General features: G+C 70.9%; 9 protein-coding genes and 2 tRNA genes. 7 read left to right on the forward strand and 4 right to left on the reverse strand.

From position 1 onward, the window contains the following. Positions 1-24: 24 nt before the first annotated feature. From ABTW72_RS15130 to fxsT, 3 genes are read left to right on the forward strand one after another with little or no spacing between them, the layout of a single operon-like run. Complete coding sequence (locus ABTW72_RS15130) at positions 25-456, forward strand: CU044_2847 family protein (protein ID WP_350858857.1); 432 nt, start codon at positions 25-27, stop codon at positions 454-456. Positions 457-513: 57 nt separating this feature from the next. Next, complete coding sequence (locus tag ABTW72_RS15135) at positions 514-1,473, forward strand: trypsin-like peptidase domain-containing protein (RefSeq protein WP_350858860.1); 960 nt, start codon at positions 514-516, stop codon at positions 1,471-1,473. Then, positions 1,470-4,670, forward strand: coding sequence for an FxSxx-COOH system tetratricopeptide repeat protein (gene fxsT, locus ABTW72_RS15140; protein ID WP_350858863.1), 3,201 nt, complete (start codon positions 1,470-1,472; stop codon positions 4,668-4,670). Before ABTW72_RS15135 ends, fxsT begins: the two co-directional genes overlap by 4 nt. Before the next feature lie 39 nt (positions 4,671-4,709). On the opposite strand, the gene ABTW72_RS15145 is transcribed toward fxsT, so the two are convergent. From ABTW72_RS15145 to ABTW72_RS15155, 3 genes are all read right to left on the reverse strand, one after another. Beyond that, on the reverse strand, positions 4,710-5,810 hold the full coding sequence (locus ABTW72_RS15145) for an aKG-HExxH-type peptide beta-hydroxylase (protein WP_350858865.1): 1,101 nt from the start codon (positions 5,808-5,810) through the stop codon (positions 4,710-4,712). 86 nt (positions 5,811-5,896) lie between these two features. Then, the gene (locus ABTW72_RS15150) at positions 5,897-6,091 is read right to left on the reverse strand and encodes a hypothetical protein (protein WP_146765853.1); all 195 of its coding nucleotides are present in this window, start codon (positions 6,089-6,091) and stop codon (positions 5,897-5,899) included. 146 nt (positions 6,092-6,237) lie between these two features. Next, entirely contained in the window at positions 6,238-8,388 is a 2,151-nt protein-coding gene (locus tag ABTW72_RS15155) for a M14 family zinc carboxypeptidase (protein WP_350858868.1), read from the reverse strand. A gap of 179 nt (positions 8,389-8,567) precedes the next feature. Here ABTW72_RS15155 and ABTW72_RS15160 point away from each other — a divergent pair, with 179 nt between their 5' ends. Continuing rightward, positions 8,568-9,077 (forward strand): SigE family RNA polymerase sigma factor, encoded by a 510-nt coding sequence (locus ABTW72_RS15160; RefSeq protein ID WP_091405391.1) that lies wholly within the window; start codon positions 8,568-8,570, stop codon positions 9,075-9,077. Further along, entirely contained in the window at positions 9,074-9,904 is an 831-nt protein-coding gene (locus ABTW72_RS15165) for a hypothetical protein (RefSeq protein WP_350858870.1), read from the forward strand. The genes ABTW72_RS15160 and ABTW72_RS15165 overlap by 4 nt, the downstream gene beginning before the upstream one ends. 95 nt (positions 9,905-9,999) lie before the next feature. Here ABTW72_RS15165 and ABTW72_RS15170 read toward each other — a convergent pair. Next, positions 10,000-10,073, reverse strand: a tRNA-Gly gene (locus tag ABTW72_RS15170). A 324-nt stretch (positions 10,074-10,397) separates the two neighbouring features. Between ABTW72_RS15170 and ABTW72_RS15175 the strand changes: the two genes are divergently transcribed. Beyond that, a tRNA-Pro gene (locus ABTW72_RS15175) sits at positions 10,398-10,471 on the forward strand. A 138-nt stretch (positions 10,472-10,609) separates the two neighbouring features. Further along, positions 10,610-11,956: a trigger factor gene (gene tig / locus ABTW72_RS15180; RefSeq protein ID WP_091405381.1), complete on the forward strand. Its 1,347-nt coding sequence runs from the start codon at positions 10,610-10,612 to the stop codon at positions 11,954-11,956. Positions 11,957-12,054 lie beyond the last annotated feature (98 nt).

The raw sequence follows: 12,054 nt of genomic DNA on the forward strand, positions 1-12,054 counted from the left end.
CCGTGTCCGCGCAGGGTGCATGCAATGACTCCTGTCAGTGATCTGACACCTATTCCGAACGATCTTTCGGCGAGAATTCGTCACGTGGCGGATCTCCTTCGTTTCGAGACTGATCAGGGCGTCCTCCTCGTCGAGGAACACGCCGGCACCGATCTGGAAAGGGTCGGTCTGCTCGACCGGATCCGCCCCGCCCGGCAGACGCTGGAAATGGCACTGGCCCACATCAAGCCCGCGCTCGACGCGGCGCTGGGCGTGGTCCGGGGAGTGGCGGTGCGCCCCGATCAGGTGGAGGTCGAGATCGGCGTCACCCTCACCGCGGAGGCTGGCGCCGTCGTCGCCCGCACCAGCGCGCAGGGCCACCTCAAGGTCAAGTTGATCTGGACCTCGCCCGTCCCCGCGCTGTCGTCGCCGGCTGAGGACGGGGCCGGCGCGCAGGAGAACGCCGCGCATGACTGACCGCAGTGCCGGCCGTCGGCCGTCGACCCTCCTGGTCGAGTGGTTGGCGGAGCGCGGATGACCGGCACCCGGTCGCTCGCCGGCCGGGTGCGGATACTCGGTGGCCACTCCTCGTCGGTCGTCGGCGCGGGCATCCAGTTGACCAGTGACCTGGTGCTGACCTGCTGGCATGTCGTCGATGACGGCACCGGGGCGGACCAGCCCGGGATGCTCGTCGACACACCTAGCCACCCCGGCACCCGGGTCGCCGCCGAGGTGACCTGGTCCCGGGGTGTCGGCCCGGCGGGCGACGGCGACCTGGCGGTCCTACGCTGCGTCACACCGCTGCCGTCCGCCCCCGCCACCCTGGCCGATCGTGGCGACGACGAGTTCGACGTGCGGATCGTGGGTTTTCCGGCCAACACCCCCGCGTCCGTCATGGTGCTGGCGCGGGCCGTCGGTCCGGTCGACGCAGGCACCGGATGGCGTCAACTCGACCGGATCTCCTCTGCCACGGCCGGAATCGACAGGGGGTTCAGTGGTTCCGGGGTGTACGCGCCGGACGGCGCCGTGGTGGGCATGGTGCTGGCCCGCGCGAGCGTCGGCCAGCAGCTGGTCGGCTGGATGTTGCCCGTCGGGCAGTGGCGTGCCCTGTTGCCGCCTGCCCTGCTGCCGTCCGGCCCGCCGACGGCCGTCGCCCGGGCGACGCACCGGCCGGCACCCGCGCCGCTCTCATTCGCGCAAAAGATGGCGCTGGCCCGACTGCTGGAGGAAATCCCGGTACTCCGGCACCCCGACAGCCGTCAATTGGTCATTCAGTCGCTGCCATCGCACATCAGTCGGATGGTGAACCCATTCGGGCCATTGGGTCTCGACATGTTCGGCCTGATTCGGACGGGCTTAGAATACGAGGACGGGATCGCGGCTCTCTATCGCGTCCTGCTGTTGACGGAAGGGCCGGCGAGTACGCCACTGCGGGCCTTCCGTGACCTTGCCGAGAGCCTCGGTCTGCTGACGGGTACGGAGGACAATCGGTGACGACGCCCCGGATGCCGAGCGCCCAGGTGCAAGCCATCTGCGACGCGCTGCTCTCGATGAGTTCGATCAATGACGGGAACACCCGTTCGCTCTACCTCGACGAGGTCGAGGGGGAACTGCGCAAGCGACTGTCGGTGCCCCGGCACTCCGAGGTCCGGTACGACGTCTACCGCATCGTGCGTGCCTGCGCCCAGGAGCCCCGGGGCATGTCGACGCTGTTGCAGGTCATCGCCAACTTCCACCCGGGTGCCAGCGCGGTCACCTCCGCCCAGCAGATCTATCTCTCCTGGCTTCTCGCGCAGTTGCTCACGGACGTCCCGCCCGACGTGTTGGCCGGCGCCGTCGCGGCGGTCGCGGATCATCCGCTGTCACCGGAGGACCTGCCCGGCCTGGTGGACGCTGTCGGCTGGCAACCGGTGGGTGACTGGCAGGTCCCGGCCGCCGTGGCGCTGGCCGGCCTGGTCCACGCCGGCCTCGAGTCGGACGGCAAGCCGTTGGAGCAGTGGTTGCGGGATGCGGCGGCGGCCCTCCGGCTCACCACCGCCGACCTCGACGATGTGCGCGTGGCTGCGAAGGCGCACTGGACGTCGCTACGATCCCCGCACCAGGCGGCACCGGCCGAGGCCGGTGGAGAGGAACCTGAATCCGACATGCGCAGGACGATCATCATCGAGGAGACGACGCCCCAGCGATCCCGAACACTCATCCGGGGCGGCGTCCCACCGCGCAACCTGTACTTCACCGGCCGGGAGAAACAGCTCGTCGCGCTCGACGAGCTTCTGTCGTCACAGCACCGGGCCTCGGTGCTGCCGGAAGCGGCGCTGCGCGGTGTCGGTGGGGTCGGCAAGACCCAGCTCGCTGTCGAGTTCGCCTACCGGTACGCGGACCGTTACCAGCTGATCTGGTGGATGGCCGCGGAGGATCTCAGTGCGCTGCGTACCTCGATCGCCGCTCTCGGTGAGCGGCTCGGCCTGGCCGCGAGCGCCAGCCTGGAGCAGACCGTGCGGACCGTCCTCGACTCGCTGTCGACGAGTTCGCTCAGTTGGCTGCTGGTCTACGACAACGCCGACGACCCGCACGAGCTGGCTCCGCTCATGCCCTCGTCGAACCTCGTCGGCGAACGCGGCCACGTCCTCGTCACGTCGCGGAACATGGCCTGGTCGGCGAGCGCCCTGACCCTGGACGTCGACGTGTTCACCCGGGCCGAGAGCGTGGAACTGCTGCTCAAGCGGCGTCCCGCCACCAGCCCTGACGATGCCCGCCGGCTCGCCGCGGAGCTCGGCGACCTGCCACTCGCCCTCGAACAAGCCGTCAGTTGGCTGCTCACCATGCTGTCGTCGGTCGACGAATACCTCGTCGACCTCAAGGAACACGCCCGGGAGCTGCTGGGTGAGGGACAGCCCCGGCAGTACCGGGGCACCGTGTTGACTGTGGTGTCGATGGCCCTCGCCGCGGTACGCGAGCAGAATCCCGCCGCCGCGCAGCTGATCCAGCTCCTCGCCTTCCTCAGCCCCGACCCGGTCCCGATGCGCCTGCTCTGGGAGGGGCGCCGCGCCGGGTTGGACGAACCGCTGCGCACCAGCCTCCAGGAGCGCAACGACATAGCCCGGGCCATCAGGCAACTGGCGTCGCTCGGGCTCGCGAAGGCGGACAATGCCAGCCGGCAGGTACAGGTGCACCGACTGGTGCAGGCGGTCATCCGGGAAGGGCTCGCCGAGCAGGGCGACGACAGCCCACTGACGAACGCCCGCCGGTTGCTGGCCGCCGCCAACCCCGGGTTCCCCGACGACCGGAGCACCTGGCCCCGCCACGCCGACATCGCGCCACACGTCCGCGTCGCCGGTCTGATCCACGGTGACCTCGACGCCCGCCGGACGGCGATGGACCAGCTGCGCTACATCTACAACCTGGGTGACTTCGAAGGCTGTCGGGACTTCGCGGAGGAGATCCTGGCCGCCTGGGACCAGCCCGGTCCGGACGGCGAGCGCAGCGGCGATCCGCTGACCCTGCTGGCGATGCGGCGGTACGCGGACGCCCTGCGGCTGCTCGCCGACCCGCGCGCGGCCGTGTTCGGCCTCGAAGCGCTGGAGCGGATGCGGACGAGCCTCGGTGAGGAACACGAGTACACCCTGGGTGCGGCGAACAGCGTCGGCGCGGACCTGCGGCGGATCGGCGACTTCGCGGCCGCCGCCGACCTGGACCGGCGCAACCTCGACGTGCACCGCCGTGTGCTCGGTGACGGGCATCCGAGCACGCTGCGGGTGATGAACTCGATGGCGATCAACCTGCGCCTGACCGGTGACTTCGAAGGGGCGTACGAGCTCAACCTCGAAGTGGCGCGGCACGCCGGTGCGGCCGCGGAGGACGGCACCTATGCACTGGTGCTGGCCCAGGAGGCCCAGGCGCGCGACCTCTACCTCCTGGGCCGGTACGCCGACGCGCTGGAACTGCTGGACAGCTCCCTGCCGGTGCAGCGGTCGCTGCTGGGGGCGGAACACCTCACCGTGCTGCGCGCCACCTGCATCCACATCGCCTGCCTACGCAAGACCGGGCGGCTCGACGCCGCCGTGACCGAGGGCGCGGCCAACTACCGGCTGGTGACCCGCCGCTTCGGGACCGATCATGTCCTGGCCGCGGAGGCGGGCATGACCTGCGCCAACGCCATGCGCGCGGCGGGCGACGCGACCCAGGCGTACGCCCTGGCCGCCCAGGGGCACGCCACCTTCCGAGCCGTCTTCGGGGAGCGGCATCCGGTCACGCTCTGCGCTGCGGTCAACCTCGGGGTGATCCTGCGGGCTCGCAACTTCGACCGCGAGGCGCGGGAGTTGGGTGCGGCCACCCTGCAGGCGATGGGCGAGGCGTTGCCGCCCACCCATCCGTACCTGCTGAGCGCGCGCACCGCGCAGGCGATCAACCTGGTCCGGTCGCACCGGTTGGAGCAGGCGCAGGTGCTCTCCGAGGCGATCCTCGAGGACTCGCGTCGTCTGCGTGGGCCGGGGCACCCGTACACGCTCTACTGCGCGGTCAACGCGTCGGTCGATCTGATCGAGGTCGGCGAGGAGGATCGGGGCCGCGAGCTGCTCGACGAGGCTGCCGCGGCGCTGGAGGCGTTGTTCGGGCCGGACCATCCGGAGGTGGACGCCGCGCGGGGTCAGCGGCGCATCGAGTGCGACATCGAAACCGTCGGGCTGACCTGACGCCTCACCGACCGGCGGCGGTCGTACCGAGCCGTGGGTTCATCCGGTGGTGATCGTCGGTCGGCGCGCGCGCTCGGCCTCGGCCACCTCCCGCCGCCCGGCGGCGTCGGCGGACGCCGGGACCGGCACGGCGGCAAGCTGGCCGATCCGTTCGGCCAGACGATCTGCCCAGAGCCGCCCGGCCGAGGTGAGACTTCCGGCCCGGCCGAGCTCGACCAGGGCGCGCTCCAACTGCGCCCGTACCACAGCGAACCGCGCGGTGGCCTGGGCCGCCAGTTCCGGATGGGCGCGCAGCGCGGCCCACACCTCGGCGACGGCCGTGAACGCGTAGGTGCCGTGCAGCAGCCCGCCGATCGGACGCGGGTCGGGACGCCAGGGCGCGAAGTACCGCGCGGGGTCGGCGGGTCCGTGCAGCTGGACCAGACCGAGGACAGCGTTGAGTTTGCTGTGTTGCAGCTCGTGCACCATCGTCACGGCCAGATCCACCGGGTCGAGGTTGGCGTCGGCGGCAAACGCCCCGAAGGCGTCGGCGTGCGTGACACTGTGCCCGCGCTCGGTGCCGTCGGCCAACGGTACGAAGGTGCTGATCCCGGCGGCCACCTCGGCGGCGTGCGTCGGGGCGTACCCGACGAGCAGGTGCCAGGCGTGCCCGACGGACCGTTCCAGCTCCGCGGCCTGCGGTGCGGAGAGCCGGGCGGCGACCGGTAGCCCGAAGCAGTCGCGGTAGGGGTCCAGGTCGTCGACGCGGAGGTCGAGGGTGAGCGACTGGTCGGTGAAGCGCCACCAGCGGGTGGGCGTCCACTGGCGCCCGGTCAGGTCGGCCGGCGTCACCGTCGTGCTGCCGCCGGGTCGGCGCAGCACGCCGAGGCCGGGCACGGGCACCAGGCCCGTACGCGGCGTGACCGGCACCGCCGCGTCCGACCGACCGCTGAGGGCGGCCGCCGCGAGCGCCGCGAACGGAAGGTAGTCGGGTCGGCCGGTGGCACCGTGCCGGACCCGATCGATCGCCCAGACCGCCAGCCACGGATGATCGAGCAGCACGTCTGCGGCGGCCGGGTCGAGGCGGTGGGCCTGGCCGAGCAGGTGCGCCGACGCCGCCAGGGCGTCGTCGGTGGCGGCGAGGCTCTTGAGGACGAGCATGGTGCGGTTGCGCTGCGCGCGTCGCAGAGCGCGGATGGCAGCCGGGCCAGCCCGACCGTCGGCCAGGCGGGTGAACTCCGAGCGGGTCAGCTGGAGTCGGCGCCGGGGTCGAGGAAGCTGTTCCAGCCGGCCAGCGTCGTCTGCCGGGGACTCTTCAGTGTCGCGACCAGTTCCTCGATCCATCGGGCCAGTTCCGGATCCTCGTCGCGTAGCAGGTGGCTCAGACCCTGCGTCAACACGTCGACCACAACGAGGTGATCAGGTGCGGGTTGCTCAGTCATCGATGTCCCGGGTTGGCGCAGGCGTGCTGACATGAAAACACGTCAACGTCTGTGATCACCATCGGCTTACCGTCCGTCACCGGGGGTCGCGCGTCCTGGGCCGTACCGCCGCCGGTCACGGCCGGCGGCGGTACGGGACCCGCGGGTCAGCCGGCGGCCGCCTCGGCGGCGGCGTAGTCGCGGGCCACCCGGACCATCTCCACCAGCCCGCCGGCGTACTCCTGGGATTCGCCGTGCGCCTCGTCGAACGGCGGCTGGAAACCGACGCCCTCCCACTGGTTGGTCGCCGGGTTCCACCGGTCGTTGCCGACCTCGAAGTCCCAGGCGAAGATGCCCAGCTCGTAGTAGAGCTGGTCGGCCGAGTTGCCGGCGGCGGAGTAGAGCACGTCGGCGACCGGCCCGGTCTGCGACGGCCAGGTGACGGTGCCGCGCTCCTGGGCGATGGCGCCGACGATCCGCCGGGCGCTGTTGAGGAACAGCGTCGACTCGTCGATCGACGGTCGCGGCAGGGTGACCCTGCCGTCGGCCCGGTACGCCCCCGGCGGCCACATGAAGTACCCGCCGTAGGAGTGCACGTTCATCGCGAACTTGATGTTCGGGTGGTCCTGGGCGAGCGCGATCACGTTGCCGCTCTCCGCCTCGGACAGCTCGGCGGTGCCCGCGTAGTTGCCGGACAGGCAGTTGGCGCTGGCGCCGACGTAGCCGTCGAAGTACGACCCGACTGTGTAGTTGCGGTTGATGTCGACGCCCCACGAGGTGCGGTTCTTCGGGTCGCGGGCCGCACCGGTGCAGTGGTTGACGAGGTTCTTGCGTTGGAAGTTGAAGTCGTTGAACGAGTAGTTCGCGCCGTCCGGGTTGACCGTCGGGATGACGAAGATGTCGACCTGCTCCAGCAGCTCACGGGTGGCCGGGTCGGTCCGGGCGTTGGCCAGCATCCGCTCGGCGAACTCCAGCGTCACCAGCGGGGTGGCCCACTCCCGGGCATGTTCCTGGGAGTACGCGAGTACCCCGACCCGGGATCCGTCCCGGTGCACGCCGAGGCGCAGCGCCTGCACCGTCCACGGCCGCGCCGGCACCTCGGTGCCCTGGAGGCCGTCGTCGAGTCGGGTGGGGCCGGCGACGGGCATCGGCAGCCCGGCCGAACCGTCCTCGACGGTGGCCCGGAACCGGTCCGGCTGGCGGGCGTTGATCGCCGCCGCGACCTCGTCGGTGGTGCTCACCGTCTTGCCCGCGGTGTCGGTGGCCAGTGACACGGTGAGGACGCGGTCGCGGTAGCCGACGGTCAGTGGCCGGTTCGCCCGGCCCGGGTCGACCGTCCGTACCTGTACGCCGTTCATGTTCTGGTCGCCGAAGCGGACCGACTCCACCACCAGGGCGGCCACCGCCGGGTCGCCCAGGTAGCCGACGGCGTTGCGTCGGTATCCCTGGGTCTTGTTCGGCAGGTCGATCACGTCCACCAGGTCCCGGTACTGGCGGGCCAGCCGCTTGATCCGCGCCTGGATGTCCACCGGCGTCAGGTACGCGTCGATGAAGTCCTTCTGGTAGCCGGCCGGCAGCGGCGGCGGGGAGGCGTTCGGCCAGAGGCTCGGGGTGACCGCCCGGCTGACCCCGCCGAGGCTGGAGGTGGCGCTCAGCTGAACCGGTCGGCTCGGCACCGGCTGGGGGAGCGCGTAGTGGTACTGGTACTCACCGGAGTCCTCGAAGCGAAACAGCGGGAACGAGCCGGTGGCGCCGTCCGCCGTCCGCCACGTGACGGTGATCTCCACATCGGGGTCGTCGGTGGCAGTGGTGGCCACCTGGGCTTGGAGGAAGGTCTGTCCGGTCGTCGTCCACCAGTACGCCTGCTGCACCTGGAGGGTGTCCACGGCAGTGGCGGCGGCGGTGGACCGCTGGCCGGCGGCCGGCGCGCGCAGCCCGGCTGCGGTGCGGGCCTGAGCCGCGCGGACGCTGTCGGCGTAGTGCCGGTTGCCGTCCCCGGCGCGCTGCACGATCTGCACGGCCTTTGCGCCCTGCGCGGTCAGTTCGTCGAGTTGCGCGCCGCTGAGCACCAGGTCGGCGATGATCCGGCCGTCCCGCGTCCGAGGCCGGTTGGCCAGGTCCGCGCCGGTGGCGACGAGCCGGTCCAGTTGGGCCTGATCGCGGAGCTGGACTCGGACCACTGCGGTTTCGGTGGTGCTCAGAGCGATCGGGGCGGCCGGGTCGGCGGGTGCGGCCGCTCCGGAAGCCGGATGGGACAACACTGCGCTGAACAGGATCACTGTGGTGGCGGCAGCTGTCCACCGTCGTCGGACGATCATGTGCCCTCCTGTGACGGACGTCGATGTGCGTGGTCCTTACACCAGTGCACAGATCGACACCTGTCAAGGCGTCCTCCGCGCCTTCCTGGCGTTGATCCCGTGACATGTCCGCGAGATTCCGAGCAACCCCCTGGGCCAGACCCCGCGTGACTAACTCGAAACAGGGATCGGAGGCCTGAATGAGCGATCGCGACGAGGCGTTCGCCGAGTACTTCGCGGCACGGTCCGGTGCCATGCGCGGCACCGCGTACCTGCTGTGCGGCGACTGGCACCGTGCCGAAGACCTGGTCCAGACCACGTTCGTCAAGCTCTACCGGGTCTGGAACCGGATCTCCCGGCACGAGGTGCTCGACAGCTACGTGCGCCAGATCCTGATCCGGACCTTCCTCGACGAGCGCCGCCGCGGCTGGTGGCGGCGTGAACGGGTGGGTGGCGAGGACGCCGAGCAGGTGGCCCCGCCCGACTCGCCGGAGAGCCGACTGGTGCTGCTCCAGGCGCTGGCCCGGGTGGCACCGCGTCAGCGGGCCGTGCTGGTTCTGCGGTACTGGGAGGACCTGTCGATCGAGGACGTCGCGGCGCTGCTGGAGTGTTCTCCAGGGACGGTGAAGAGCCAGGCGGCACGGGGGCTCGACACCTTGCGCGGCCTCCTGACACCCACCTACAGCGGGATCGAGATGGGGGAGCGATGAACGAGCAGGAGTTGCGCGAGGGGCTGCGCATCGAGATGGCGGCGACAACCCCGCCACCACCATTGAGTACGACAGCCGCGCTCGACGCGGCACGGCGGACGCACCTTCGTCGACGCGCGCTGTGGGCGTCCCTCGGATCGGCGGCTGTCGTGCTGGCGGTCACCGGCTTCGCGGCGGTCGCCACCCCGGACGGCCACGTCTACCAGCCGGCGGGCCAGGGGCCACTGGCTTCTCCGGACACCAAGGAGCCCTGGCCGACCGGGCCGGACGGGCAACCGCAGGAGGACCGGACCGCGCGGGCCGGCTCCAGGTACGAGCAGGGCGCTCACCTGCTCACCGAGGCTGTCTCGGTCGTACCGTCCGGCTACACCACGCCGGAGGACCCGTCGGGCCGGTCCGCCGAGGAGCGGACGATGCGGACCCACCAGGCGCAGTTCGAGGCCAAGGTGGACGGCGTCGACGTGTGGAGTTACCTGTCCTCGGTGGCCGTGGCGCAGGGCAAGGGCACCGGTCGCGTGATCGTCGAGGTGCACGGCGCCGGCAACCAGCTGCCGACCGAGCCGTGCGACCTTGCCCAGAAGTTCTGGGGTATGCGAGGCGAGTGCCAGGTCGAGACCGTCGGAGCCGTGCGGGTCGGCGTGGTGGTCCGACCGGGCAGCGACGATCGGCTCGACCAGTGGTCGGCGTACCGGCACCCGGACGGCGTCGTGGTCTTCGTGGCGCAGGGCGTGCGGCTGGACGAGAGCCGGCCGGCGTTGACGAAGCTGCCGTTCTCCGTGCCGCAGTTGGCGGCTCTCGCTGTCGACGAACGGTTCCACCTGAAGTGACACGGCGACTCGGCCTCGCCGAGTAGGTCCAGGTGCCGCCACCGGCGCAAAGGCCCAGGTGCCGCGATCATGCGGTCTACCTGGGCCTTCGTGCGTGGAGCGGGCGACGAGAATCGAACTCGCGTAGTCAGTTTGGAAGACTGAAGCTCTACCATTGAGCTACGCCCGCGTGCATCCCGCCGAAGCAGGACGCGCACCTAGCGTACCCAATGTCGACGTCCGACGCGTAACCGCGTCGCCGCCTCGCGGTGCCGCGTCGTCCGCGACCCGGCGTGGCGACGGCGTCCCATGATCCGCACAACATCCGGGATGTAGCGGCCTCGCTCGGTGAGGAAGCCACTACATCCGTGAAGTTGTGCGGATCATGGAGTCGCCCCGCGGATCTTGGCGGCACGCGGGTGGGGCGGAATGGTAATTTTTGGGTGATGTGTCCGGGTGGAGGATGCCCCGGCACCGACTGAGGCGTGGCGACGGCATAGACTGCACGTCGCCACGGGGTGTGGCGCAGCTTGGTAGCGCACTCGCTTTGGGAGCGAGGGGCCGTGGGTTCAAATCCCGCCACCCCGACTGTCGTCCGCGGCCGGGCCGCCCCGGGTGCCGCCCAGTGCGGTCCCCGGGCGATGCCGGAGCGTCAGGCCGGCTCGCCTACACTCGATGGGCTGAATCACGCCCAGACTCAACTGAGATCCGTCAAGGAGTACGCCTGTGAAGAGCACCGTCGAGACTCTGAGCCCGACGCGCGTGCGGCTCGCCATCGAGGTGCCGTTCGTCGAGCTCGAGCCGAGCCTCAAGAAGGCGTACCGGGAGATCGGTTCGCAGGTCCAGGTTCCGGGCTTCCGCCGGGGCAAGGTGCCGACCGCGGTGATCGACCAGCGGGTGGGCCGGGGCACCGTCCTCAACGAGGCGGTCCAGGAGGCCATCCCGGAGAACATCCTCGCCGCGGTGCGCGAGCACGACCTGAAGACGCTGGGGCGCCCGGAGGTCGAGATCACCGAATTCAACGACGGTGACTCGCTGAACTTCACGGCCGAGGTCGACGTCCGCCCGGAGATCACCATCCCGGACGCGAGCACCATCGAGGTGACCGTCGACGAGCTGCAGATCGACGAGAGCGAGATCGACGAGCAGGTGAAGAACCTGCGCGAGCGTTTCGCGACCCTCAAGACCGTCGAGCGGGCCGCCGCCGAGGGCGACTACGTCCAGATCGACCTGAACGCCACCGTCGACGGCGAGGACGTGCCGGGCGGCCAGGCGAGCAACATCTCCCACGAGGTGGGCAGCAAGCAGCTCCTGCCGGGCCTGGACGAGGCCGTGGTCGGCCTCGCCGCCGGCGACGACACCACCTTCACCACCCAGCTGGTCGGCGGCGACTTCGCCGGTCGGGACGCCGAGGTGGCGGTGACCGTGCGCACGGTCAAGGAGAAGGAGCTGCCGGAGCTGAACGACGAGTTCGCCCAGATGGCGAGCGAGTTCGACACGATCGAGGAGCTGCGGGGCGACCTGCGGAACCGGGTCACCCAGGGCAAGCAGGTCGAGCAGATCTACGCCGCTCGGGACAAGGCCCTGGCCCAGCTCGTCGAGGCCGCCGAGATCCCGGCCCCGGAGGGTGTCGTCCGCGAGGAGGTCGAGAGCCGCAAGCAGGCGATGGTCGACCAGCTGGAGCGGATCGGCGCCTCGATGGAGGAGTACCTCGCGGCCGAGGACAAGACCGAGGAGCAGATCGACGCCGAGCTGACCGAGGCGGCGACCGAGGGCGTCAAGGTCCAGCTCCTGCTGGACACGCTCGCCGACGCCGAGGACGTACAGGTCTCCGACGACGAGTTCGGGCACGAGATCGTGCACCGGGCGCAGCGCGCCGGGATGGCCCCGCAGCAGTACTACGACCAGCTGGTGCGCTCCGGCGCGGCCGCCGCGGTCTTCGGCGACGTGCGGCGCGGCAAGGCGCTCGCGGCCGTCATGGAGAAGATCACGATCAAGGACTCGGCCGGCAACGGGATCACCCTCGACGCCCTGCGCGCCGCCAACGAGGCGGAGCACAACCACGACCACTGATCGTCGGGTGCGGCCGCCGGGGGGGGCGGCGCGCGGCCGGCGCGGCCCGGGGGCTGATAGGGGTGGGGCCCCCCGCCCCCGCACGGCGGGGGGGCGGC

Origin of the sequence: Micromonospora sp. NPDC127501 (genome assembly GCF_040302185.1) — a bacterium.
GTDB lineage: Bacteria > Actinomycetota > Actinomycetes > Mycobacteriales > Micromonosporaceae > Micromonospora.

Coding starts and splice junctions, on each gene's coding strand:
- ABTW72_RS15145 (WP_350858865.1), bottom strand. CDS start 5,810: ATGCTCGTCCTCAAGAGCCTCGCCGCCACCGACGACGCCCTGGCGGCG.
- ABTW72_RS15150 (WP_146765853.1), bottom strand. CDS start 6,091: ATGACTGAGCAACCCGCACCTGATCACCTCGTTGTGGTCGACGTGTTG.
- ABTW72_RS15155 (WP_350858868.1), bottom strand. CDS start 8,388: ATGATCGTCCGACGACGGTGGACAGCTGCCGCCACCACAGTGATCCTG.
- ABTW72_RS15165 (WP_350858870.1), top strand. CDS start 9,074: ATGAACGAGCAGGAGTTGCGCGAGGGGCTGCGCATCGAGATGGCGGCG.
- ABTW72_RS15130 (WP_350858857.1), top strand. CDS start 25: ATGACTCCTGTCAGTGATCTGACACCTATTCCGAACGATCTTTCGGCG.
- ABTW72_RS15135 (WP_350858860.1), top strand. CDS start 514: ATGACCGGCACCCGGTCGCTCGCCGGCCGGGTGCGGATACTCGGTGGC.
- ABTW72_RS15160 (WP_091405391.1), top strand. CDS start 8,568: ATGAGCGATCGCGACGAGGCGTTCGCCGAGTACTTCGCGGCACGGTCC.